General features: G+C 38.9%; 15 protein-coding genes. 8 read left to right on the forward strand and 7 right to left on the reverse strand.

All coding sequences use genetic code 11. The annotated features are described in order from the left end of the window. Window positions 1–32: 32 nt before the first annotated feature. From ABS766_RS02985 to ABS766_RS03000, 4 genes are all read right to left on the reverse strand, one after another. Window positions 33–1,961 (reverse strand): discoidin domain-containing protein, encoded by a 1,929-nt coding sequence (locus tag ABS766_RS02985; protein ID WP_408083625.1) that lies wholly within the window; start codon window positions 1,959–1,961, stop codon window positions 33–35. 294 nt (window positions 1,962–2,255) lie between these two features. Further along, the gene (locus tag ABS766_RS02990; RefSeq protein ID WP_408083626.1) at window positions 2,256–2,468 is read right to left on the reverse strand and encodes a heavy-metal-associated domain-containing protein; all 213 of its coding nucleotides are present in this window, start codon (window positions 2,466–2,468) and stop codon (window positions 2,256–2,258) included. Window positions 2,469–2,479: 11 nt separating this feature from the next. Beyond that, on the reverse strand, window positions 2,480–4,915 hold the full coding sequence (locus ABS766_RS02995; protein WP_408083627.1) for a heavy metal translocating P-type ATPase: 2,436 nt from the start codon (window positions 4,913–4,915) through the stop codon (window positions 2,480–2,482). Window positions 4,916–4,983: 68 nt separating this feature from the next. Beyond that, window positions 4,984–5,550, reverse strand: coding sequence for a helix-turn-helix domain-containing protein (locus ABS766_RS03000; protein ID WP_408083628.1), 567 nt, complete (start codon window positions 5,548–5,550; stop codon window positions 4,984–4,986). A 122-nt stretch (window positions 5,551–5,672) separates the two neighbouring features. Between ABS766_RS03000 and ABS766_RS03005 the strand changes: the two genes are divergently transcribed. The 4 genes from ABS766_RS03005 (at window position 5,673) to ABS766_RS03020 (ending at window position 15,070) form a co-directional block, all read left to right on the forward strand. Beyond that, a complete protein-coding gene (locus ABS766_RS03005; RefSeq protein ID WP_457809840.1) occupies window positions 5,673–10,787 on the forward strand; it encodes a translocation/assembly module TamB domain-containing protein in 5,115 nt (1,704 codons plus the stop codon). Then, window positions 10,780–13,077: a translocation and assembly module lipoprotein TamL gene (gene tamL, locus ABS766_RS03010; protein ID WP_408083631.1), complete on the forward strand. Its 2,298-nt coding sequence runs from the start codon at window positions 10,780–10,782 to the stop codon at window positions 13,075–13,077. The genes ABS766_RS03005 and tamL overlap by 8 nt, the downstream gene beginning before the upstream one ends. A gap of 66 nt (window positions 13,078–13,143) precedes the next feature. Beyond that, entirely contained in the window at window positions 13,144–14,148 is a 1,005-nt protein-coding gene (locus ABS766_RS03015; RefSeq protein ID WP_408083632.1) for an SPFH domain-containing protein, read from the forward strand. A 4-nt stretch (window positions 14,149–14,152) separates the two neighbouring features. Continuing rightward, window positions 14,153–15,070: an NAD(+)/NADH kinase gene (locus tag ABS766_RS03020; protein ID WP_408083634.1), complete on the forward strand. Its 918-nt coding sequence runs from the start codon at window positions 14,153–14,155 to the stop codon at window positions 15,068–15,070. A gap of 284 nt (window positions 15,071–15,354) precedes the next feature. Here the strand turns inward: ABS766_RS03020 and holA are convergent, their stop codons facing one another. After that, window positions 15,355–16,359 (reverse strand): DNA polymerase III subunit delta, encoded by a 1,005-nt coding sequence (gene holA / locus ABS766_RS03025; protein ID WP_408083635.1) that lies wholly within the window; start codon window positions 16,357–16,359, stop codon window positions 15,355–15,357. 49 nt (window positions 16,360–16,408) lie between these two features. Between holA and ABS766_RS03030 the strand changes: the two genes are divergently transcribed. The 4 genes from ABS766_RS03030 to ABS766_RS03045 all read left to right on the forward strand — a co-directional run bounded on the left by ABS766_RS03030 (window position 16,409) and on the right by ABS766_RS03045 (window position 21,671). After that, a complete protein-coding gene (locus tag ABS766_RS03030; protein ID WP_408083636.1) occupies window positions 16,409–16,858 on the forward strand; it encodes a type I restriction enzyme HsdR N-terminal domain-containing protein in 450 nt (149 codons plus the stop codon). Next, entirely contained in the window at window positions 16,855–17,862 is a 1,008-nt protein-coding gene (locus ABS766_RS03035; RefSeq protein WP_408083637.1) for a glycosyltransferase family 2 protein, read from the forward strand. The genes ABS766_RS03030 and ABS766_RS03035 overlap by 4 nt, the downstream gene beginning before the upstream one ends. Before the next feature lie 63 nt (window positions 17,863–17,925). Continuing rightward, entirely contained in the window at window positions 17,926–18,759 is an 834-nt protein-coding gene (locus ABS766_RS03040; protein ID WP_408083638.1) for an OmpA/MotB family protein, read from the forward strand. Between the two features lie 605 nt (window positions 18,760–19,364). Next, on the forward strand, window positions 19,365–21,671 hold the full coding sequence (locus tag ABS766_RS03045) for an acyl-CoA dehydrogenase family protein (RefSeq protein WP_408083639.1): 2,307 nt from the start codon (window positions 19,365–19,367) through the stop codon (window positions 21,669–21,671). A gap of 1 nt (window position 21,672) precedes the next feature. Here the strand turns inward: ABS766_RS03045 and ABS766_RS03050 are convergent, their stop codons facing one another. Continuing rightward, window positions 21,673–22,707, reverse strand: coding sequence for an o-succinylbenzoate synthase (locus tag ABS766_RS03050; protein ID WP_408083640.1), 1,035 nt, complete (start codon window positions 22,705–22,707; stop codon window positions 21,673–21,675). 4 nt (window positions 22,708–22,711) lie between these two features. After that, window positions 22,712–23,389 (reverse strand): metal-dependent hydrolase, encoded by a 678-nt coding sequence (locus ABS766_RS03055; RefSeq protein WP_408083641.1) that lies wholly within the window; start codon window positions 23,387–23,389, stop codon window positions 22,712–22,714. Between the last annotated feature and the right edge of the window lie 10 nt (window positions 23,390–23,399).

Raw genomic sequence — 23,399 nt, forward strand, 5'->3', positions numbered from 1 at the left:
GGGTAAAAAATCAAAACTATTAAAGAATAAAACTACTTAATTAGTAATTTAACTACTTTACCGTCCATTTTAAGCAGGTAAAGCCCCGTAGCATAGTTATCAAGAGATAGTGTATTATCTCCTGCTTTAATATTCACTTTACCGGCCATTGTGCCATACATAGTAAATATATACAGGTCGCTGTCTTTATCAGCGGCTATAGTTACAGTGCCGTGCGCCGGGTTAGGGTATACGGTGAAGAGTTGCTTATCAAATTGCTGTAAGCTATTTGTAGGCGCTTCAGTAAATTCTAACCAGTTAATATTAAAACCTGCTGTATCAGCAAATATCCTGAATACCTGATTACCCGCAGGCAGCGTTACCGTTGTACTCACGGTTTGCCATACCTGCCAGCCCCCTGTATTAGGAACCGCCACGGTACCCAAAGAAGTTTCTCCCGAAAATAATTCAATCATCCCGGTATCAACATTACTAGCCACCCTGAAATCTATTTTATAATCTCCTGCTTCCGGCACGTTGATATTATAATCCATCCAGTCGCCTGCATCTATCCAGCCTACACTTTCTCCTCCGCCTTCATCTGTTGTAGCCTCTTCATCAACACCAAACATATCATTATAATCTTCAGCTTCAATAAAAGCAGGTATAGCTGTATACTCTTCTTCAGTTTCACCCGGTACGCCGCACACGGTGAACTCCCATATAGAATATCCGTAAGGGGTATTCCTGGCGGTGCCCTCCATCATAATATACTGATAATTGCCATCTATATCCTCAATCACATCAGTACGGTCGCCAACAGGCATATCGGTATAGGTACCTATAGTTACCCAATCCGTTCCGTTTTCAGAACCGCTAAGGGTATAATCTTTAGCATTGGCGGTTTCCCAGTGTATTCTAATGGTTTGCACTTCAGCCACTGCACCAAGGTCAACGGTAAGCGATTGCGGGTCTACTCCTGCTTCACTTTCCCAACGTGTGCCGTCAATACCATCAATGGCCTGTGCAGCATCACCTGTTGAGGCTGTAGCCGACTCAATATCCATACCTGTACAAGGTTCCGGCTCTTCAGTTGCAGGGCCACAAATGGTAATTTCCCATATAGAATACCCATAAGGTGTGTTTCTTGCTGCACCTTCTACCATTATATATTGGTATTCAGCATCAACATCATCAACCATATCAGTACGGTCGCCAACGGGCATATCAGTATACGTACCTATAGTAACCCAGTCGGTTCCGTTTACAGAACCGCTAAGGGTATAATCTTTAGCATTGGCGGTTTCCCAATGAATTTGTAACGCGCTTATCATTACTGACTCTCCTAAATCTACAGTAATGACCTGAGGGTCTACCCCTTGTTCACTTTCCCAACGTGTGGCATCATTTCCGTCTATCGCAAGGCCGGCATCGCCGGTTGTAGCTGTGGCAGATGTTGCCATTACCGGGTTACAATCGCTTGGCTCCGGTTCCGTAATTGCTGTGCTGCATACATGGAACTCCCATATAGAATAACCGTAGGTTAAGTTTCGGGCAGTACCGTGCATTTGCAGGTAACGGTATTCCGCATTAATATCATTAATAACATCGGTACGCGCGCCGGCTGGCATATCGGTATATGTACCTATAGTTACCCAGTCAGTACCATTTACAGAACCGCTCAGGGTGTAATCTTTCGCATTGGCAGCCTCCCAGTCTATGGTTACTGCACTTATATATGTTGATGTGCCAAGGTCAACGGTAAGCGTTTGTGGGTCTTCTGCAGCGCTCTCCCAGCGGGTAGCGCCATTACCATCTATAGCTAAATTAGCATCGCCGGTAGAAGCTGTTGCAGCAACCGGGGTAATAAGTTCGCATTCGGGTGGCGGTAACATCATTGAGGTATTTTTTACCAATGATGTGGCAGCAGTTACTTGCCAGATACATACTGCTGTTAATACACTTAAGTATAATTTTCTCATGTCAAATAGTTAAGAATTAAGGTTAAAATTGTAATTATATTTTTATCAGTAAATAAAGTTTTAATTATTAATTATATTATTTTAAACTAAATTTACCACTAAAGTATCAATAACAACCCTTAATTTCAACCTGGTGTGTAGTCGTGTATAGGTAAAAAGTAATAAAATTCACCTCAACTCTAACGTTATAGTAGCTATGTTGAGGTAAATTATGATGTAATGGGGCTGCCCCTACATGTATATACAGTTAAGTATTTTTTAAATAATCAGGAAGCTTATACTAACAATGTCTTTCTAAGAAACAGATGTGATTTTAAACCCGGCGTTTGTTACAATTTCCATTATCCTGCTTTGTGAAACAGTATCCGATTTTACAGTTAATATTTTATCGGCAGTAGTAGTATCTATATCCCAGCTTTCAATACCTGTTTCTGCATCCAGAAACGGAGTAACTTTTGCTACGCAGCCTCCGCAGTTTATAGTAGTTTTAAATTTTTGTTCTTTCATGGTAACCTTATTTAATTAAGTTTTTTAAGTTTTAACAACAGGCTGTTGCTAACCACACTTACACTGCTAAAGGCCATTGCTGCACCGGCAATCATGGGGCTTAGTAAAAAGCCGTTAAACGGATATAAAATACCCGCAGCAATAGGAATGCCTATAACATTATAAATAAATGCCCAGAATAAATTCTGTTTTATGGTAGCTACTGTTTGCCTGGAGAGTTTTATGGCCTGCGGTACCTTAATAAGGTCGCTGGAAACAATTGTCATTTTAGCAACATCAATTGCAACATCACTACCTGTGCCCATAGCAATACTAACATCAGCCTGCGCCAGTGCGGCGCTATCATTAATACCATCTCCGGCCATAGCTACTACTTTACCCTTTTGTTGCAGTGTTTTAATAAAATCAGCCTTTTGCTGTGGCAACACCCCTGCTTTATAGTTTTCTATACCTACTGAATTAGCTATAGCCTTGGCAGATTGCTCATTATCCCCCGTTAGCATATAGACCTCAACACCGGCCTCATTAAGTTCTTTAACCGCTTGTTTTGAAGTTTCTTTAACCGCATCTGCTATAGCAAGTGAGCATAAAACACGTGTATCATCTGTAAATACTACTACCGTGTTGGCCTGTTCTACATGTTCATCAACCCATTGTGTAACATTATTATCTATAGCAATATTACGTTCCCGGGCAAGGGCAGTATTACCTATGGCATATTCTTTTCCGTTATAATGCGCCACAACGCCCCTGCCCTCTTTATTTTGAATATGTAAACCTTTTAAATTATGCGAGGCATCTTTAAGATACGCCGATACCGCATCTGCCAGCGGATGCCCGGAGGCACTTTCTATACTATATAATATATCCCGATTTTGTTCAGTTTCACCTGCAAACCATTTTATATGGTTCACTTTAGGTTTTCCCTGAGTAATGGTACCGGTTTTATCCAGTACAATGGCATTAACTTTTTTTGCGGCCTCAAGGCTTTGGGCATCTTTTATAAGTATGCCATGTTTTGCGCCTTTGCCCACCCCCACCATAATAGCAGTTGGCGTGGCAAGCCCCAGCGCACAGGGACAGGCTATCACCAATACGGTAATCATGGCGAGCACGCCATGCGTAAAACCATCCTCACCTCCAAATATAAGCCACAACACAAACGTGATTAGCGAAAGCCCTATGACTACCGGCACAAAAACACCCGCAATTTTATCTACAAGGCGTTGCACGGGCGCCTTACTGCCCTGTGCGTCCTGAACCATTTTAATAATCTGTGCCAAAAGTGTATCGCCACCCACTTTTTCGGCAGTATATTCCAAAGTGCCTTTTTGGTTAATTGTCCCGGCAAAAACCTTGGTTCCTTCTTTTTTTTCAACAGCAACCGGTTCACCACTTATCATACTTTCATCCACAAAAGAGTTACCTGATTGTACCACACCGTCAACTGCAATTTTTTCACCGGGTTTGGCTAAAAGCAGGTTACCGGGTTTAACCTGGGATATAATCATTTCCATCCGGTGCCCGCCCTCGTGTATTACCGTTACCGTTTTGGGTTGTAGCCCCATAAGGTTTTTAATGGCCGAAGAAGTATGTCCTTTAGCCCTGTCTTCGAGCATTTTTCCTAACAATACAAATGCAATTACTACAGCAGAGGCTTCAAAGTACACATGCGCCTCCAACCCCTTGTTAACCCAAAATTCAGGGAATATCATATTAAATACACTAAAAATATAGGCTATGCCAGTACTCACTGCCACAAGGGTATCCATATTGGCAGAGGGGTGTTTGGCCTGTTTATAAGCCCCTATAAAAAACTGGCGCCCAAAATAAAGTACTACCGGTGTAGCTAATGCCCACATTATATAAACGGCAAAAGGCAACTTCATAAGGGCGGGAACCATAGCTATAATAACCAAGGGTATAGATAAGCCTATAGACCACCAGGCGCGCTTTTTTAAATCGTTATAATGTTGTTGCTGCAAATCCTCAAGGCTGGTAGCGGCCTCATCACCTTCCTCTATCATCAGGTCATAACCTACTGCCTGTAATGCTTCCTTAAGTTTTTGTGCGTCGGTTATACCGGGCACAAATTCAACAGTACCCGTACCGTTTGCATAATTTACCGAGGCATTTACTACTCCCGGCTGTATTTTGAGTACATCTTCGCTGCTTGCCGCGCATGATGCGCAACTCATATTCATAACCGGGTAATTTTTTTTAACGGTAGTAACACCATAGCCCAAATCGCGTATTTGCCTTACTGCATTGGGTATAGCAGTAGCAGGGTCGCCTGTTTCTATAACAGCACGGTTATTATTTAATTCAACTTTGTGAGATAAAATTCCTTTAACCCCATCAAGCCCGTTGTTAACAATCATAGCGCAATGCTCGCTGTCAACATCTTCAAGGGGTAAGTATATAGTATGTTTATCAGTACCTGCCATATCTTTAATTATATATAACAAAGTTCGGCAATACCGGTAAAAAGTGTTTATATAATTACGGAAAGTGTTTATACCTTTTTGGCAAGGCCATCAAGCGGAAGGCGTAATTTATCATCCAATAATTTATAATTTGTGGGAGTATAACCTGTTATTTTTCGAAATTGTCCGGAAAGATGTGCTACACTACTGTAACCCATTACATTCGCAATCTCGCTTAAAGTCATTTGATTATAGGTTAAAAGTTCTTTTACCCGTTCAATTTTCTGCAGGATAATAAACTGTTCTATCGTTATCCCTTCATTTGTGGAAAATACCTTGCTGAGACTGGAGTACTCCTTATTAAGCGTACCGGCCAGCAAATCAGAAAACACAATGTGCCCGTCTCCATTTTGTACCTGCGCTATAATAATCGATTTTACTCTTTCTATAATCTGTGATTTAGTATCTTCAAGTAATTCAAAACCTAATTCAGCTAATACATCTTTCAATTGCAACAATTCGGCTTCCGTCAGTTCTTCATTAATTACAACCTCGCCCAGGTTTACCCCAACAGGTGCTATTCCCTGTCCTTCAAACACCTGTTGTACAGAAGTGATACAGCGGGGGCAAACCATATTTTTAATGAATAATTTCATAATACAAAGTTACTAAAATCTACAAAGTGGCGCTTCTTATTAAAAGTATATAAAACGTAAGTATTTTTTTAGCAAAATTTTAGATAACCCTTCTTATTATTATATCTATTTTAGTCGCAATTATGAATAAGAAGGTCAAAAAATACTTACGTAAAAGCTTAAAAATATTCTTGTGGATAATAGGGTCTGTTATTGCATTATTCCTATTGATTGTACTTTTACTGCAAATCCCTTACTTTCAAAACATTGTAAAAGATAAAGCAGTAACCTATCTTGAAGAAAAAATAGGTACAGACGTAAATATTGATAACATTGAGATAGGCCTCCCTAAAAAAGTGATACTGGAAGGAATATATTTTGAAAGCCAACAGGGCGATACATTATTTTCTGGGGAGAAATTAAAGATAGACATCAGCCTTTTTAAACTGCTCAGCAATGAAGTAGAAATAAACTCAGTAGATCTCCAGGGTATTGTGGCAAATGTAAAACGTAATAAAGATTCGGTTTTTAACTTTGATTATATTATTGATGCTTTTGCTACAAATAAACCAAAGGATACCACTTCTTCATCAATGGCAATATCCATTAAAAATATAAACCTTGACAAAATACGGGTTAACTATGATGATGATATTACTAAAAACTATCTCAGCGCCAACCTTACACATTTTGATACCCATATTGCTGTTTTTGACCTTGAAAACCAAGGATATGAAATTCCTGATATTAATCTTGACGGACTTAAAGTAAAATTTAAGCAGGCTATGGTAAAAGAAATATCTAAAAGCACACAGAAAGTAGCTGAAGATGCATCTTCTAAACCAGACCTGAAACTTTCGCTAAAAAATATATCCATCGCTAATATAGAGGTAAGCTATGATAATGTAGGCAGTAACCTTGATACTGGGCTAAAACTTGAGAAGCTTGTAGTTAAAGTAGACAATATAGATCTGAAAAAGCAACTTATCGCACTGGATAACCTGGAGCTTAATGGCGTACGCGGACAGTTGGCTATTGGTACCTTTGAAAAGCAGGTCCAGCAGTCATTACCGGAAGCATCTCCCGAAGTAGCTTCGTCACAATGGAAATTTTCACTTAAGGAATCTGATATAAAAAATGTGGCCTTTAAATATGATGATATGAATTCGCCACCCGTTAAAAAAGGTATTGATTATAAACACCTCAACATAACCAATTTTAACCTTGAAGCGAATGACCTTGCTTATTACCCAGACTCTATAGCAGGAGCTATTAATAAATTTACCGTAAGAGAGCAAAGTGGCCTGGATGTAGAGTCGCTTAAAACAGAATTTTTCTATGGTCCTAAAGGTGCGCAATTAAATGATTTGTATCTGGAAACACCGCAAACTTTATTACGTGACAAAATACAGGTATCCTACCCCTCTCTTGAAGCAGTAAGTACAGACCTGGCCAGTATTACTATTGATGCCGATTTAAAAAGCAGCCAGATAGGTTTTAAGGATGTTTTACTGTTTGCACCCCAGTTAGCCGACACCAATCCTTTTAAAGATAACCCCAACGGCAGTATGTTTATTAATAGCCGTGTGCAGGGCACGCTTGATAACCTTTATATTTCAAATATAGAAATAAGGGGTATTGGCAGAACGGTATTAGCAGCCTCTGGCCGTATAAAAGGCCTGCCTGATGTAAAAACTGCTTATTTTGACCTTAATGTGCGCGAATTTAAATCTACAGCTAAAGATATAAACAGCCTTCTGCCACCAGGCACGCTTCCTGCCAGTATTAAACTGCCGCAAAGTATAGCTGCAAAGGTTAAGTTTAAAGGTACGCTTGATAATTTTAATACCAGCCTTAACCTTGCCAGTAGTTACGGTAAAGCTAATATCAATGCAAATTTTGACCAACGGAATAAAGGCAAAGAAAAATATGATGGCAAAGTAGATATACAAAATTTTGATGTGGGCAGCCTGCTCCAAAATGATTCTATTGGCCGGGTAACGCTTATTGCCGATGTTAAAGGTACAGGGCTGGACCCTAAAACGGCCAATGCTATCCTTAATGGTAAACTGGTAAAAGCAGAATATAATAATTATACCTACAGAGACCTGGCTATTAACGGAAATATAAAAAACGGTACGTTTGAGGCAACAGCTAATATGCAAGACCCTAACCTTGATTTTGACCTGGTAGCCAGCGGAGGGTTTAAAGGTGAGTATCCGCAGGGAAAAATTAACCTGAATATTGATATTGCCGACCTGAATAAGCTTAACCTGCATGCAGGGCCGCTAAAAATGCGTGGTAATGTAGATGCTGATATTGCAGACCTTAACCCAAATAACCTGAATGGAAAAATAAGCCTGCACCACTTTATGTTTGCCAATGCAGAAGAAGAATTTGCGCTGGATTCTGTAAATGTAATTGCCGAAAGTACGCCTGACACCAATATTATAAAAATAAGATCGCAAATAATTGATGCTGATGTTAATGGTAAATATCAGGTTACTAATTTACCAACAGCATTATCAAGAACAATTTCAAAATATTACAATACAGGCACACCGGCAAATGATACTGTTATCCCTAAGCAGGATTTAGTCTTTAGCATGAGGATAAAAGATGATCCTATTTTACCAAAACTACTACCCCAACTTACCCGTATTGAACCGGTAGTTATTGTGGGCAGGTACAACAGCGCTACAGACAGCCTTATGCTAAATGCCATTATGCCGCGCATAGAATATGGCAGCAACAACATTTCGGGACTGGTGATTAACCTTAGCAGCAGTGATACCGCTTTGGTATACAGCGTTAAAATAAATGAAATTAAAAATGAGCAATTCCTTATTTCGCAAACCAGCCTTACAGGAGATATAAAAAATAATATAGTAAATTATACCCTTGCTATAGACGACAGAAAGAAAAGCGAACAATACCGCATTGCAGGGCAGCTAAAAGCAAGTGAAGGCACTAATGAGATAAGCCTCAACCAAGATGGGCTCATGCTTAATTATGAGGAATGGACCATAGCGCCAGACAATGTTATACGTTTTGGTAGTGATGGTATTTATGCCAATAATTTTGAAATGCAACATGAGCAGAATGCCATTAAAATACAGTCAGAATCTGAAAAGCCTAATGCACCCCTTAATGTTGAACTTGAAAATTTTGAAATTGAGACCCTGACTAATATGATTCAGAAAGAGGAGCTTAAATTCAGAGGTAAAATAAACGGAAAAGCAAACATCAAGGATTTGGCAGCTGACCCTGTATTTACAGCAAACCTGGATATAACCAATTTTGCGGTGGCAAAAGATACCGTAGGAAATATAGCTATAAACGTAGATAACAAAACGGCAGACAATATTTATACAGCAAAAGTGGCTATTACCGGCCAGGGCAATCAGGTAAACCTTGATGGTACTTATAACACCAGTGCCTCAAATTTTGATATGAACCTGGATATGCAGCGGTTAAATATTGCCAGCCTGCAGGCTCTTACGTTTGGCGCGCTGAATGATGGCGGCGGCTATCTTTCCGGTAAATTTGATATTACCGGATCTACAACAGATCCTAATGTAAACGGCAATCTTGATTTTAATAATGTTAGTTTTAAGGTTACACAACTCAATGCAAAATTCAAATCAATTAACGATAATATCGTATTTAGTGATAGTGGCATTGAAATGAATAATTTTAAAATTGAGGACGAAAAAAACAACCTGCTTACCATAAATGGCGACATTGCAACTACCGATTACCAGTCGTTTGGATTTGACATGAATGTAACTGCTGTAAACTTCAGGGCAGTAAACAGTACCGCTAAGGATAACGACCTGTATTATGGCGATTTATACCTGGATACCGACCTGGATATTAAAGGTACACTTGAAAGCCCTGTTATAAGCGGCGATTTAAAAATTAATGAAGATACCAAGTTTACCGTAGTACTGCCACAGCAGGATCCGTCTATAGCAGACCGTGAAGGTGTGGTAGAGTTTGTAGATGAGGATAATGTAGCTTTCCAGCAACGCCTGAAAATGGAAGAAGCCGTAAATACAAGCGATGTAACAGGTATGGATGTTTCCGTTAATATAGAAATTGTAAAAGAGGCAGAATTAAACCTGATTATAGATAAAGGAAATGGTGACTACCTGCGCCTTAAAGGTCAGGCACAACTTAATGGCGGTATAGACCCTTCGGGTAAAACCACACTAACCGGGCGGTATGAATTTACCGAAGGCGCTTATGAAATGACTTTTAATTTCATAAAACGTAAATTTGATATTCAGCAGGGCAGCTATCTATTATGGACAGGTGAGCCAACCGAAGCATCAATAGATATAACAGCCGTTTATAAAACCGAAGCCGCCCCTATTGACCTGGTTGATGATCAGCTTGGGGGCTTTGAGGCGGGAAGGCGCAATACCTATAAACAAAAAATACCGTTCAATACACTCCTTATTATGAAAGGGGAATTGTTAGAACCTCAACTTTCTTTTGACATACAGGTGCCTGATGGGAACTACAATGTGTCTTCAGAAATAATAAATACCACCAAGGCCAAATTAGAGCAACTACGACAGGAACCCAGCGAGCTAAACAAACAGGTGTTTGCTTTGCTGTTGCTAAACAGATTTATTGGAGAAAATCCCTTTTCGAGCGAAGCCGGAAGCGCCAATGCCGAAACACTGGCAAGGCAAAGTGTAAGCAAAATACTTTCGCAACAGCTTAATAACCTTGCCAGCGACCTTATAAATGGCGTAGAACTAAATTTTGATCTTGAATCTACCGAAGATTACACTACCGGCCGCCGTGAAGACCGTACCGACCTCAATGTTGGGGTTTCTAAAAGGCTGTTTAATGACAGGCTTAAAGTAACTGTAGGCAGCAGTTTTGGCCTTGAGGGACAGCAGGCCAATGAAGAAACTACTAACATTGCAGGGGATATATCGGTAGATTACCAGCTAACACAAGACGGCCGCTACCTTGTGCGGGCATACCGCACTAATGATTACCAGATAGCCCTTCAGGGCCAGGTGATAGAAACCGGGGTATCATTTATAATCACGATGGATTACAATAAATTCAGGGAGTTGTTTCACCGTACCGAGGAAGAAAAAAAGATGAAAGCGCGCGAAAGAGAACGCAAGCAACGCCAGAAAGAAGAACGCAAACGTGAAAAAGCAGAAGCTGAACAACAAAAAGCAGCAGAAGATGATTTACCGCCTAACAGTACCAAAAGTGATAATGAATAGAATTTTTAAAACCAGCCTGATTATAGTATTGCTGATTGCCTACGGATGCAGCAACACCAAACATTTACCGGAGGGTGATATGCTTTACCTTGGTGGTAAAGTAACAGTTGAAGATACTCTACTCTCTAAAAAAGAACGCAAGGAATTGGAAGATCAGATGGAAGAGCTTTTGCGTCCTAAACCAAACAGGAAAATACTGGGCATGCGTATTAAACTGGCTGTTTATAACCTGGCCGGAAAACCAAAAAAAGACCATGGGTTTAAATACTGGCTGCGCAATAAGGTTGGGGAGCCTCCGGTACTCTTTAGCCAGGTAGATTTAGATTATAATGCAGATATACTACAGAATTACTCAGAAAATATGGGGTATTTCCGCACTCGCACACAATCAGATTCTACATCTCATAATAAAAAAGCAACAGCATTATACACCGTAAAACCCGGCAAGCAATGGAAAATACGTAATGTAACCTTCCCGGGAGATTCGGTAAAAACACAATTAGACAGCGCTATCTCAAAAACAAAAAGGCGTACATTGTTACGCCCTGGAAGACCTTACGACCTCAATATGATTAAAGATGAGCGCGAGCGTATAGACCAGCGCCTTAAAAACAAAGGATATTTTTACTTTAATCCAGATTACTTATTAGTAAGAGTAGACAGTACTGTTGGTAACTACCAGGTAGATATGAAACTTATTGTAAAAGATGAAACTCCTAAAAAAGCAAAAGAAGTATATAAAATAAATGACATTATTGTTTACCCTAACTTTTCCATTGGGCAGGACAGTATTACTTATTCTGCAGATTCAATACAAAAATATAAAGATTTTACCATTATAGATCCGGAAAACACCTTCAGGCCTATTATTTATGACAGGACACTGTTTTTTCATAAGGGCGATATTTATAACCGCAGAGATCACAACCTCTCATTAAACAGGCTTATAAACCTGGGCACATTTAAATTTGTAAAAAATGAATTTAAGCCCGCCGATTCTATAAGTAACTTACTGGACGCCTATTATTATTTTACACCGCTGCCTAAAAAATCAATACGTGTTGAGCTTACGGGCAAAACAAACAGTGCCAATTATAATGGTACAGAGGTAAATGTAAACTGGAGCAACCGCAACACCTTTAGAGCGGCAGAATTACTGAGCATATCAGCCTTTGGCGGATTAGAAGTGCAGGTAGCAGGGCAAAATAAAGGTTATAATGTTTATCGTATTGGTAGCGAGGCCTCCCTTACTTGGCCTCGTTTTATAACACCAATACATATAGCCGATTCAAGCGCGTTTGTACCCCGCACCAGGGCCCTTTTAAGTTATGAATACCAAAACAGGGCTAAGCTATATTCCTTAAATTCATTTAAGGCCCAGTTTGGGTATTTATGGAAAGATAATATATACACAGAGCAGCAGCTTAATGTGGTTGATATAAATTATGTAAGCCCTGCAAATGTTACTAAAGAATATGATTCGATATCAAATAATAATATTTCGCTGCAAAGGGTTATAGAAAAACAGCTAATATTTGGCCCTACCTACTCTTATACTTATACCAATACCATACGCAAATACAAAAAAAATACATTTTACTACAAAGGTTCTTTAGACCTTTCAGGTACTATTACAGGCCTGGTTACAGGCGCTGATGCTAAAAAGGGGGACACAATAACGGTATTGAATGTACCTTTTAGCCAGTTTGTAAAAACAGAGCAGGATTTTAGGCATTACCTTCGCCTTAGTCGCAACTCAAAGCTGGCAAGCCGTATCATTGTAGGGGTAGGCGTGCCTTATGGTAACTCTGTGGAAATACCTTATATGCGCCAGTTTTTTATTGGCGGTACAAACAGTATACGGGCATTCAGGGCACGGTCAATAGGTCCGGGTACCTTTAGGCCCGAAACTGATGAAAATGACTTTTTACCCGACCAGAGCGGAGATTTAAAACTGGAATTGAATACCGAATACCGTTCAAAATTATACAGTATTATTGAAGGGGCAGTTTTTGTTGATGCGGGAAATATATGGCTGTGGAATAAGAATGATAAAAAACCCGGTGCTGAATTCAGTAGCAAGTTTTTAAGCCAGCTGGCTGTGGGTACGGGCGTTGGGCTACGGTTTGACCTTTCGTTTATCATACTGCGTACAGACCTTGCTTTCCCTATTAGAAAACCCTGGTTGCCGGAAGGCAGCAGATGGGTATTTGACAGTATAGATTTTGGCGACAGAACCTGGCGTAAAGAAAACCTGGTATTTAACCTGGCAATTGGTTATCCTTTTTAGAATAAGATTTATTTTAATATTATTAAAATAATCCTATTTTTACAACAACCAATAAATACCAATATTATGTTTGGCATCAAACAGATTAAATTTGATTCGATGACCTATGTGCTGCATTTCCGTAACGGTAAAGTAGCTAAAGAAGGCAGGGGTCTTTCCTTTTTTTATTTTGCGCCTAACAGCTCTATTGTAGCAATACCTATGGGCAGTAATGATCTGCCATTTATATTTAGCGAAACCACAAACGATTACCAGAAGATTTCTATTCAGGGACAAATAAGCTATAAAATAAGCAACCCGAAGGTACTTGCCGATGTGCTTGATTTTACTGTTAATGATGACGGCCTGTACAAGAAGAACGATATTGAAAAGCTAAATCAGCGTATTATAAACGAAGCGCAGACAGCTACATCGTCATTTATACATGAAACAAAACTCAAAGAGGCGATACGATCTGCAAAACAGATTGAAGAACATATACTTGCTGGCCTAACCAATTCTGTAGCCATTAGTATGCTGGGTATAGAAATTATTGGCGCCAATGTACTTGCCATAACGCCTTCACCCGAAATGGCACGCGCACTGGAAACAGAAACCCGTGAAAAATTACAGCAGCAGGCAGACCAAGCCATTTATGAACGTAGGAACTTTGCGGTAGAGCAGGAACGGAAAATTAAAGAAAGTGAGCTGAACACCGAAATTGCTGTTGAAGAAAAGCAAAAACAAATTACTGAGAAAAAGATGGAAAGCCAGGTGCTGGATGCCGAAAACCAGCGGAGACTGAGGCAGATGGAAGTAGAAACTGATATTGCCATAGAGAACCAGCGCACGCAACTTATAGAACAAAGAACAGCTAATGATAAGGCCGAAGCCGAAACCAAAGGCTATGTAATTGAAGCCACCCTAAAACCTTACAAAGATATAGACTGGAAGCTGCTTACAGCTCTTAACAATAATACCGACCCTAAATTTAATATTGCACTTGCCTTTAGGGAACTGGCAGAAAATGCAGACAAAATAGGCAACCTCAATATAAGTCCGGACCTTTTGGATACCATGCTGAAGAAATAGCACCATGAGTATTGAATATGCTATTATAGTAAAAAATAAAACCCGCCTTGAAACTCTTATTGAGCAGTTTAACACAAGGGCGCAGGCAAAATTTTACATAGAACGTAGCGGTGGTAATTTCAGCGATTATGAAAATGAGCATGAAATTTTTATGCAATCTCTTGCCTCGCTACAGTCTCAACTTTCTAAAATTATAAAACACAAAATTGTTGACCGCACTTACCTACCCTCTTATATCTTTTCGCCTAAAAATATTATAGTAGTTATCGGGCAGGATGGCCTTGTAGCTAATACCGCCAAATATGCAAACGGTATACCCATTATTGCAGTAAACCCGGATAAAAAAAGATATGATGGTATACTACTGCCCTTTGATACCACAAATTTTATCGGAGGTATAGAAAGTGTACTTTTGGGGAAATTTTCAGTTAAAAAAATGTCTTTTGCAGAAGCAAAGTTAAATGACGGGCAGCGCCTGCTGGCCTTTAACGATTTATTTATAGGCATTTCAGGCCACGTATCGGCACGGTATAAAATTACTTATAACAATACAACCGAAGAACACTCATCCAGCGGAATAATTGTATCTACACCTGCCGGGGCCACCGGCTGGCTAAGCTCAATATTTAATATGGCATACGGTATTGCAGGGCTGTCCGGAAAAAATAATGAGCTAAAACGTCCTACCCTGAGTCGTGAACAATTATTATTTGCAGTACGAGAACCCTTTTTAAGCGTACGCACTCAGGCAGATATGTTTACCGGTATAGTTGATAATAACCATTTGCTTACTATAGAATCGCTCATGCCTGCCAACGGGATTATTTTTAGCGATGGGATTGAGAAAGACTTTATAAATTTTAACAGTGGTACTACTGCCACAATAGGACTTGCAAAAGAGTCTGCAACACTAGTGATATAATTATGAAAGCTTAAAAACCTTTTTCCCTGTAAAATTAGCTTCTTTAACAAAAAATACCCATTATTAGGTATATTTTAAAAAGTATTAAACGGTAATTTTGACATCAAAGGTTAATCGACGACTTAACCAACCATACCAACCATTATTACTGTACATATATAACCGGATTATGTATTGCAGTAAAAAAACCTTACCGGGTTATGCCTTTTAAAAGGCGGTTTTTTACAATCAAAAAACGGGAGGCATGCTTTAAAGCATGCCTTTTGTTGTTATACCGCAATATTTTAGTTGAATATCTTTACTAGTATTTCCTTTAAAAGGTCGTGGTGCGACAATGAGTTTGCCCCTACACCTTTACTTTTAACATCAGTATCGCGAAGTGCCGCTACAATGGCGCTCACTTTTTTCATAGGGTAATTGCGTAAGGCAATATCATAATCTTTCAGGAAAAAAGGATTAACCTTTAAAACCTTGGCGGCATTTCCGGGGCTTTTATCCTTTATACCATGGTACTGCAATAACTGCGAAAAAAATCCAAACAATAAGCCAATCGTCATTACCAAAGGGTTATCTTTAGGATTCTGCGAAAAATAATCCGCTATTTTATACGCTTTAAGCTGATCTCTTTCGCCAATAGCCTTGCGTAACTCAAAAACATTATAGTCTTTGCTAATACCTATATTATCCTCAATAAGCTTAGGGGTAATGGTACTGCCTTGTGGTAAAATTATAGAGAGTTTGTCAAGTTCTTTGCTAATACGCCCCAAATCATTACCTAAAAATTCTACCAGCATAGCAGCAGCCTTAGGCTCAATACTATATCCCTTACCCGAAAGCACCCTTTTTATCCAGTCTCCTACCTGATTTTCATACAGCTTTTTACTTTCAAATACAACCCCGGTTTTATTAATCAGCTTGGTAACTTTTTTACGCTTATCAAGTGTTTTGTATTTATAAGCAAAAACCAATACAGTAGTAGGCTGAGGATTTTCGGCATAATGTTCCAGCTTATCTATCTGCCGCGCCAGTTCCTGTGCTTCTTTAACTATAATAAGCTGCCTTTCGGCCATCATAGGGTAGCGTTTGGCATTGCCTATCACCTCATCCATACTCACATCCTTACCATACAATACCATTTGGTTAAACCCTCTGTCTTCTTCAGGCAAAAGGTTATTTTCTATATATTCAGTAAGCTTATCAATATAATAGGGCTCTTCACCCATAAAAAAATATAAAGGCTTTATATTGCCTCCCTTAATATCATTAACTAATCGTAAAACTTCGTCCACACCTATTTATAGTTTTGATGAATACTGCCAAAAACTTACATTTGCATTGATGCAAAAATTAAATTTCCCTGACTATACATTCAGGTTCAAAAATAGTGAAAATAGAGTCGCCATTTTTGATGAAATCCGTAAAAAGTTCATTCTTCTTACTCCCGAAGAATGGGTTAGGCAACATGTGTTGCATTTTTTGCTCTATGAAAAAAAATATCCGCGGCTGCACATCAATGCAGAAAAAATACTAAAGATAAACGGGCTTACCAAGCGCTATGATGTGGTGGTATATAAACCAGATGGTAAAATTTATCTTTTGGTAGAATGTAAAGCGCCCGGGGTGGGCATTACCCAAACTGTTTTTGACCAGATAGCACGTTATAATACCACACTAAATGCCTCTTATCTTATGGTAACCAATGGGCTTAACCATTATTTTTGCCAGATGGATAATGTAAATAAAAAATACGTTTTTTTAAAGGATGTACCCCAATATGCATTAATATGAAAAAAATTGCCGTTGTAATTTTAAACTGGAATGGTATAAAACTGCTGGAGCAGTTTTTACCCTCAGTTATCCAGCACAGTACCGAAGCCGCAATATATGTAGCCGACAATGCATCAACAGATGGTTCTGTAGATTTTTTAAAAAACAAGTATCCTCAACTTACTATAATACAAAACAAGAGCAATTTTGGCTACGCTAAAGGGTATAATGAAGCATTAAAGCACGTATCTGAACCCTTATATGTTTTACTGAACAGTGATGTAGAAGTAACCGAAAACTGGCTATCACCTATTATTAGTTTATTTGAGCAAAACAGTGAGGTAGCCATTGTTCAGCCAAAAATTAAGGATTATAAAAATAAAGCCATGTTTGAGTATGCCGGTGCGGCAGGTGGTTTTATAGATAAATACGGGTTTGCATTTTGCAGGGGCAGGATTTTTGAAACTATTGAAAAAGACCGAGGCCAATATGATGAGGTTACCCCCATTTTTTGGGCTAGTGGCGCATGCCTTTGTATACGCAAAACCATATTTTGGGAGCTCGGTGGCTTTGATGAAGATTTTTTTGCCCATCAGGAAGAAATTGACCTTTGCTGGCGTGCATTTAATAACAATTATCAAGCATGGTACTGCCCAGACTCAACCATATATCATTTGGGGGGTGCCACATTAAACAACACAAATCCACACAAAACATTCCTCAATTTCCGCAATTCATTATGGATGATGCTTAAAAACCTTCCTCCTTATAAATTGTTTCCTGTATTATTTATAAGGCTCTCTATGGATGGCCTTGCAGGCATACGGTTTTTGCTCCAGGGTAAACCGGCACACCTGTGGGCAGTACTGGCATCGCACTTTTATTTTTATTTAAAACTTTTTTATTTTTTAAACAAAAGACAATCAAAACAATACCAAAAATACTATAAAACCCGCAGTATTGTTTATAAATATTTTGTTAAAAACGGCAAGATATTTGATTCGCAATTTAACAATAGTTTATAGCTATTATATTCAATATTTAAGTGATAAAATGTAATTTTGTTAAAAATTTAAACAGTGAACTTTATGAAAAAAGTCATTCTCATGCTTTCATTAGCAGCTTTTACACTAACTTCTTGCGGTGCAAAAAAGAAAATCGCAGAATTAGAAGCTAAGAACAAGGAAATTCAAGATCAGTTGAATTCTACAACAGTAAAATTAAACAGTTGTCTATCAGACAAGGAAACCCTTGCCAGCCAGATTGATTTCCTTAAAAAGAACAACAGCGACCTTATTAACAACATGGGTAATCTTACCACTTTGTCTTCAAAAGGAGCTGAAAACCTTGAAAAGTCTTTAGAAAGCTTAAAGGAGAAAGATCTTAAAATTACAAGGCTTCAGGATGCATTAACCCGTAAAGATTCTGTTACACTTGCTTTAGTTACCAGCATTAAACGTGCTGTTGGTGTTAATGACCCGGATATTGAAGTAACAGTAGAAAAAGGAGTAGTTTACATTTCTATTGCTGATAAATTACTATTTAAAAGCGGTAGTTACCAGGTAAACGACAGGGCTAAAGAAATTTTGGGTAAAGTAGCAGCTATACTTAAAGATAAGCCAAACTTTGAGTGTATGGTAGAAGGCCATACCGATAATGTGCCAATTAAAAACCCTGTACTGGAAGACAACTGGGATTTGAGTGTAAAAAGGGCTACATCTATTGTAAGGATTTTACAGAACGACTACAGTGTAGACCCGGCAAGGCTTGTTGCTGCTGGACGTAGTGAATATGTACCTTTAGAAGCAAACACAACTGCAGAAGGCAGGGCTCGCAACAGAAGGACAAGAATTTTAGTACTGCCTAAAATTGACCAGTTCTACGATATGATTGAAAAAGAAATGAAAAACCAGACTAAGTAATTTCTACAAATATAAATTTTAAAGCTGCCTTTACGGGCAGCTTTTTTTGTTTCTAGTTTTAGGCTTATGCAAAACCTTTTATCTATGGCTTAACCGCATGCGTTTATGTGCTTTTTTAAAAACCGGTATATTAAAAATTATACCCGTAATACATATAAGCATAAGAATAAACATTAGAGAAAAATATATAATACCATTAAGGTTTGTAAGGTCGGGAAAATCGCTCATCATAAAGTAAAATGTTACTATCAAAGCCGTGATTGATAGCATAAAGCTGAAACGTTTCATTGTAAGTCCTGTTTTTAGGGTTCATTAGGTAGTTATATTTAGATAAAAGGACTTCCTGCTATCCTTTTCTTAAAATTTATTTTTCATAACAGATAAAGGCAATTTAAAATGTGATAAAAAATATTCGGGTCTTTATATGCTTTAGTTCAGCATTACCGTAAATATACAAAAAATATTATCTAAAATGTTAAATTTAAAAATTAAAACTGCGTTATATAACTGTAAACAAATCAATTACCACTATATTATTCTTAACACTTTCTTTAGCAAGTTTACATACTTAATTTTTAAATTTATGTTCAAACAATTTCTTTTACATGGATATAAATTTTAATACCCGCCCCAAACTAAATATTTTTATACCTGTACTATATCTTGCCTGGCAGGATGACAGGCTAACACCAAAAGAATACACCATATTAAATAATTCCATTGAACATGCTGCCTGGCTGGCTGATGATGAAAAAAACTTCCTGAAGGATAAAGCGGATAGCAGCATGCCCCCTTCCCGTTTTGAATTACTGGAATGGAAAGAAAAAATCAGCACCGCACTACAACAAAATAAAAGCATAAATAATATAGCCGGTTTAGGGTTATGGATAGCTGAAACGCTTCAGGCAGGTTTTACCAAAAGTGAAACAGAAATAATTACACCGGCACTTCTGGAACTTGAAAATAAATTCGGCATTATAGGGGCAGAATATATGGCGTCTTTTCGCGAAAAGCGTGATACCGTAACCAATGCCTATAAAACCCTGCAACGATTTGATGTAAAACAATTAGCCGCCCTGCTTGACGGCAGCCAGGCCGGGATAATAAATAATATTAAAAACATTATTAGTACCCCCGAATTTACACTAGATATACCTACAAATACATTGGAATACCGTGAAAAGGTATTGCAGTGGTGTAAACTATTGGCCGAGAAAGGGTATGGATCTTATGCTTATCCGGTAGCGCAAGGGGGCAAAAATGATATTGAAGGATATTTTACAATTATGGAAACCCTGAGTTACCATGACCTTAGCCTGGTTATAAAATTTGGGGTGCAGTTTGGCCTTTGGGGTATGAGTATACTCTCTCTGGGTACCGAAAAACATTATAAAAAATACCTTAAAGATGTTGGCACACTTGATTTGCCCGGTTGTTTTGCCATGACAGAGACCCATCATGGCTCTAATGTAAAAGGTATTGAAACCACGGCTACCTATAATCATGCCGACAGAACATTTATAATTAATACGCCGGAAAGGTATGCCCGTAAAGAATATATTGGCAATGCTGCCAACCACGGTGAAATGGCTACTGTGTTTGCCAAACTTATTATTGATGGTAAAGATTATGGCGTAAACACTTTTATAGTACCTATACGCAATAAAAACAAAGAAACCCTGCAAGGCATTACCCTGGAAGACTGCGGCCATAAAATGGGACTTAATGGGGTAGATAACGGCATTATATATTTTGATAATGTAATAGTGCCATATGATAATATGCTGGACCGTTTTGCCTCTATAAATAAAGAGGGCAAATTTGAAAGCCCAATACCGAGCGATAACCGCCGCTTTTTTACCATGCTGGGCACATTGGTTGGAGGCCGTATAGGCATACCTCGCTCTGCATTGGCAGCCGCAAAAACCGGGCTGTCCATTGCTATAAAGTATGGCGACCAGCGCCAGCAGTTTGGCCCTGAGGGCGCCCCGGAGGTGCCTATATTAAACTACCGTATGCACCAGCGCAGGCTTATGCCCTATCTGGCCAATGCCTATGCCCTGCAATTTGGGCTGCAATACTTAACACAGCGCTTTTTGCACCGTACCGAAGACGACATGCAGGAAATTGAGGCCCTTGCAGCCGGTATGAAAGCTTATTCTACCTGGAATACACGCGATACATTACAGGAATGCCGCGAAGCCTGTGGCGGTAAAGGATATTTTACCGAAAACCGTATTGGCGCCTTAAAAAACGACACGGAAATATATACTACATTTGAAGGTGATAACACCGTACTAATGCAGCTTGTAGCTAAAAACCGTTTAGGCAAATTCCGTAAGCAGTTTGGGGAAATGAACTTTTCCACTATTTTCAGCTATGTGGTAGATACAGCCAAAACATCTATTACCGAAAAAAACCCGTTTACAACCCGTAATACAGACGAAGCACACCTTAAAGACCCTAACTTTCACCACCAGGCTTTTGAATACCGTGAAAAAGAAATTGTAAGTTCTGCTGCAAGGCGTTTTAAAAGGCTGGTTGATGAAGGCCTTGATACATTTGATGCTGCAAACATAATGCACCCGCACATGCTTAATATAGCCGGGGCCTATCTGGACAGGGTGATATTAGAGCAATTTCAAAAACAACTGGAGGTTACCAAGAATAAAGAATTACACACTGTTTTAGAAAAACTGTACCAGCTGTTTGCACTGCACAAACTGGAAGAAAATAAAGCATGGTACTTAGAGCAGGGTTATATTGAGGGCGTAAAAAGCAAAGCTATACGCAAAATGGTAAGCCAGCTCTGCTGGGAAATACGCCAGGATGCGGTGCCGCTTGTAGAAGCTTTTAATATACCCGATAGCTGCCTTGCCCCTATAATTACTTACAGGGCTGCCGAGGCATAATCTATAAAGCTACCTGCCACGCAATATCTGGATTATAATGCAACTGCCCGTTTGTAACCTCAAGCGGGCTTTCAAAATTATTAGTATAAAGTGTGCCGGTACCTAATCCTTGTGGCATAGGGTTACCTTGCAAATAGGTCCATTGTGCAATGGCATTTAGCCCAATGTTGCTTTCTAATGCCGAAGTAATCCACCAGCCTATATTCATTTTTTCAGCCAGTCCAATCCATTCCATGCATCCCCTAAAACCACCCACAAGGCTCGGTTTTAAAATGATGTATTGCGGCTTTATTTTTTGCAATAATACCTCTTTATCTTCATAGTCAAACACCCCTATAAGTTCTTCATCCAACGCAATAGGCAAAGGTGTAATATTACACAGATCTGCCATCGTGTCAGCTTGACCTTTTTTAATAGGCTGTTCAATACTATGTATTTTAAATTCAGATAGTTTATTTAATTTACTTAAAGCTTCAGTTACAATGAAAGCACCATTGGCATCTACCCGAATCTCTATCACATCAGGTGTGTAATTTTGTCTCAAAAAGTGTAACAAATCCAGCTCATAATCAAAATCAATTGCCCCAATTTTAAGTTTAATACAGTTAAAGCCCTGCTGTAATTTTTCTTCAATCTGCGCTTTCATACAAGCCTTATCCCCCATCCATATCAAACCGTTTATAGGTATATTTTCTGCTCCGGAAGTAAACTCTGAAGGAAAGGGTACAAAAGGGGTTTTGGCACGCAGCGAGGCAAAAGCAGTTTCTACCCCAAACTGTATAGACGGGAATTCTTTAAGATGGTCCCAAAGAGATTGCTCTCCTAAATGAATGTGATCGCAAACCCATTGAAGTTTTTCTTCATAATCAGAACGGTCATCAGCGCTAAGGCCTCGCAGAATACCACACTCCCCTATGCCGGTTTTACCGTTATCCTCTATAATCAAAAACCAGGTTTCCTTTTGGGTCATCACACCCCTTGAAGTACCGCTTGGCCGCTTGAAGTCTAATATGTATTTCTTATAAAAAGCTTTCATTATTTTAAAGCTCAATAGATCCGCCAATATCCAGCAGCATCAAATCTTTACCTTTATCATAAAAAGTTCTTTTAGCAGCCTCGTGGTCAATTTTAATATATCCAAAAGTATCAAAGTGATACCCTAAAACTTTATCACATTCCACAAAATCCGAAGCTATAACCGCATCTTCAACATCCATAGTAAAATTACTTCCAATAGGCAATATAGCAAGGTCGAGCTTAGTTCGCAGGGGAATCAGTTTCATATCATAAGTAAGCGCGGTATCGCCTGCTATATAAATGTTTTTATGTTCTCCTTCAATTACAAACCCACCCTGGTTGCCGCCATAGGTGCCATCAGGAAATGAGCTTGAGTGTATGGCATTTACATAGCGCACCGTACCAAAATCAAAATTCCATGCACCGCCGTGGTTCATCGGGTGGGCTTTAAAGCCTTTATTGGTATAGTACGTGGCGATTTCAGCGTTAGAAACAATAGTAGCGTCAGTATTCTTAGCTATAGTTTCAACATCCAGTATATGGTCACCATGTGCATGTGTCACTAAAATATAATCCGCTTTAAGCTGCATTATATCAATATTTTTTGCCAGTTCATTGGCTGATATATACGGGTCTACAATAATATACTTACCACCGGTTTCAATAGCAAGGCTGGCATGCCCTAAATATGTTATTTTCATGATATATAGT

The sequence above is a fragment of the Flavobacterium rhizosphaerae genome (assembly GCF_046000445.1).
Taxonomy (GTDB): domain Bacteria; phylum Bacteroidota; class Bacteroidia; order Flavobacteriales; family Flavobacteriaceae; genus Flavobacterium; species Flavobacterium rhizosphaerae.

Bases quoted from the DNA above. Each gene is read 5' to 3' on its own strand.
- tamL (WP_408083631.1), top strand. From the start codon at position 10,780: ATGAATAGAATTTTTAAAACCAGCCTGATTATAGTATTGCTGATTGCC.
- ABS766_RS02995 (WP_408083627.1), bottom strand. From the start codon at position 4,915: ATGGCAGGTACTGATAAACATACTATATACTTACCCCTTGAAGATGTT.
- ABS766_RS03040 (WP_408083638.1), top strand. From the start codon at position 17,926: ATGAAAAAAGTCATTCTCATGCTTTCATTAGCAGCTTTTACACTAACT.
- ABS766_RS03005 (WP_457809840.1), top strand. From the start codon at position 5,673: ATGAATAAGAAGGTCAAAAAATACTTACGTAAAAGCTTAAAAATATTC.
- ABS766_RS03050 (WP_408083640.1), bottom strand. From the start codon at position 22,707: ATGAAAGCTTTTTATAAGAAATACATATTAGACTTCAAGCGGCCAAGC.
- ABS766_RS03020 (WP_408083634.1), top strand. From the start codon at position 14,153: ATGAGTATTGAATATGCTATTATAGTAAAAAATAAAACCCGCCTTGAA.
- ABS766_RS03045 (WP_408083639.1), top strand. From the start codon at position 19,365: ATGGATATAAATTTTAATACCCGCCCCAAACTAAATATTTTTATACCT.
- ABS766_RS02985 (WP_408083625.1), bottom strand. From the start codon at position 1,961: ATGAGAAAATTATACTTAAGTGTATTAACAGCAGTATGTATCTGGCAA.
- ABS766_RS02990 (WP_408083626.1), bottom strand. From the start codon at position 2,468: ATGAAAGAACAAAAATTTAAAACTACTATAAACTGCGGAGGCTGCGTA.
- ABS766_RS03000 (WP_408083628.1), bottom strand. From the start codon at position 5,550: ATGAAATTATTCATTAAAAATATGGTTTGCCCCCGCTGTATCACTTCT.
- ABS766_RS03030 (WP_408083636.1), top strand. From the start codon at position 16,409: ATGCAAAAATTAAATTTCCCTGACTATACATTCAGGTTCAAAAATAGT.
- ABS766_RS03055 (WP_408083641.1), bottom strand. From the start codon at position 23,389: ATGAAAATAACATATTTAGGGCATGCCAGCCTTGCTATTGAAACCGGT.
- ABS766_RS03015 (WP_408083632.1), top strand. From the start codon at position 13,144: ATGTTTGGCATCAAACAGATTAAATTTGATTCGATGACCTATGTGCTG.
- ABS766_RS03035 (WP_408083637.1), top strand. From the start codon at position 16,855: ATGAAAAAAATTGCCGTTGTAATTTTAAACTGGAATGGTATAAAACTG.